Raw genomic sequence first — 2,110 nt, forward strand, 5'->3', positions numbered from 1 at the left:
CCCCCCGTCCACCACCGCCACCAGCGCCTCCCCGGGGTCGATCCGGTAGGCACCGGCGACCATCGTGCCGGCGCCCTCGATGATGCGGGCCCCCGCGGCCGCCAGCGCCGCTGCGTCCCCCGCGACCGCCTTCACCGGCCGTCCCAGCGACTCCCCTGCCGCCGCCATCACCGTGTCGGCGGTGTCCACGACGGCGCCGCTGGAGACGACGTCCAGCCCGATCGCCTGGAGGCGTGCCGCCCAGGTCGGTTCACCGGGAAGCCCGCCGAGCACCATGGTGGGCAGCACCGGCAGGTGGATGCCGAGATGCTCTGCCTCGTTGCGACGCATGCCGCAATCCTCGCAGAACCGGTCGCGGGGTGACCGTCGGCGCACGCGCGAATCGAATCCCACCCCACCTCGTACGATCCCGGCATGCGGACGCGGGAACAGGGCTGGGTGGGCCGACTCGGCCCGTGGATCGGCATCGGCACCTCACCCGCGGCGCTGATGGCCGGGGGTGGCCTGTCGGCCGGCCATGACGCCGGCACGGTGATCGGGGTGACGCTGGTCGGGGTGGCGTTGCTGACGTTGATCGCGGTGGCGCAGGGCATGCTCGGCGTGCACACACGCAGCCCCCTGGGCGTGGTGATGGCCCGCGCCCTGCCCGGGCGGATCGCCGGCAGGGTCGCAACGGTGCTGATGCTGGTGATGATGATCGGGTGGTTCGGCGTCAACGTCGATGTCGGCGGGACCGCCCTGGCCCGGCTGCTCGTGGTTCCCGCAACCCTCGGATGGGTCGTTTTGGGGGGGGTGGCGGTGGCCGCCACGCTCCGCGGACTCGGCACCCTCAGCTGGACCGCACTCCTCACCGGTACGGCCACCGTGCTGCTGGCCGGCTGGGGGCTCGCACTGGCCGCCGAACGGGCGCCGCTCGGACTGGGCAGCACCGGCGGTGGTGCATCCGAGGTGGGCATCCTCACCGGGGTGTCGCTGGTGGTGGGGTACGGCGCCGCGTTCGCGTTGCGCACGCCGGATTTCACGTTCGACCTGGCGCGCCGCCGGCAGGTGGTGTGGTGCGGGGTGCTGGGACTCGGGGTGCCGCTACTGGTGTTCGCCACCGCCGGGGCGGCGCTCCAGGCATCGACCGGACACTGGAACATCGCGGACGTGCTCAGCGACCTGGGGACGCCGGCGGCAGGCCAGGCGTTCGTGGCGTTGGGATTCCTGGGGTCGGTGCTCACCAACCTGCATTCGGGCCGGCTGGCGTTCGCGGCGGCCACCGGGTGGGGTGCGACCGTCGGCCTGTGGGTGGTCACGGCCACCGGTCTCGCCCTGGCGGCCTCCGGGTTCGGAGCCCGCATGATCGACTACATGGTGGTCCTGGCGATCGTGGTACCGGGCCTTATTGTGGTGTGCGTGGCCTCCGCGGTCGGCCTGAACGGGCGCCACGGCGGGACGATCTGGGGGCTGTCGACCCTCGCCGGGGCGGCCATGGAATACGCCGGGGGTGGCGGCGGGGTTCTGGCGGCGACCGCGGTGGGGGTAGTGGGGGTCGCGGTGACCGCCGCACGTGGCCGCGGCGCAAGACGGCCCTGCACCTGAGTCCACCGGTCAGTCGGGCGGCGGCTCCGGGTTCGGGCTGGCCCAGCCGGGGTCACGTCGCTCGTGGAATGCGGCGAGCCCCTCCCGGAACTCGTCGCTGCGGTACGCCGTCTCGCGGATCACCCCGATGTTGGCGCGCACCAGGTCGTCGAGGGGCCCGGTGATGGCGGCGATCGCCGCCCGGGTCCCCGCAACCGCCCCCGGTGCGCCCCGGAGGACGTCCGTGGCTGCCGCGCGCGCGACCGCCCAGAGCCGGTCGGCCGGCACCAGGTCATCCACCAGGCCGATCGCGAAGGCGCGCGCAGCGTCGATGCGGGCCCCGCCGAGGAACAGCTGCCGGGTGCGGGCCGGGCCCAGCAGGGAGATGAACCGTCGGAGCCCCTCCGGGGCGTACACCACCCCCAGCCGCGCGGCGGGCATGGCGAAGGTCGCCGAGTCGGCGGCGATCCGCCAGTCGCACGCACTGGCCAGTTCCAGGGCGCCTCCCATCGTGGCGCCGCCGATGACGCCGATCACCGGGACCTCG

General features: G+C 74.2%; 3 protein-coding genes. 1 reads left to right on the top strand and 2 read right to left on the bottom strand.

What is annotated here, in order from left to right; all coding sequences use genetic code 11:
• On the bottom strand, positions 1-330 hold a 330-nt coding region (locus ACK5M9_RS11155), incomplete at its 3' end, for a hypothetical protein (protein WP_416893237.1).
• Between the two features lie 84 nt (positions 331-414).
• Here ACK5M9_RS11155 and ACK5M9_RS11160 point away from each other — a divergent pair.
• On the top strand, positions 415-1,584 hold the full coding sequence (locus ACK5M9_RS11160) for a hypothetical protein (RefSeq protein WP_416893238.1): 1,170 nt from the start codon (positions 415-417) through the stop codon (positions 1,582-1,584).
• A 9-nt stretch (positions 1,585-1,593) separates the two neighbouring features.
• Here ACK5M9_RS11160 and ACK5M9_RS11165 read toward each other — a convergent pair.
• Positions 1,594-2,110, bottom strand: a 517-nt coding sequence (locus ACK5M9_RS11165; RefSeq protein WP_416893239.1) for an enoyl-CoA hydratase/isomerase family protein, incomplete at its 5' end; no start/stop codon positions are given.

Origin of the sequence: Mycobacterium sp. (assembly GCF_047975165.1) — a bacterium.
Lineage (GTDB): Bacteria > Actinomycetota > Actinomycetes > Mycobacteriales > Mycobacteriaceae > Mycobacterium.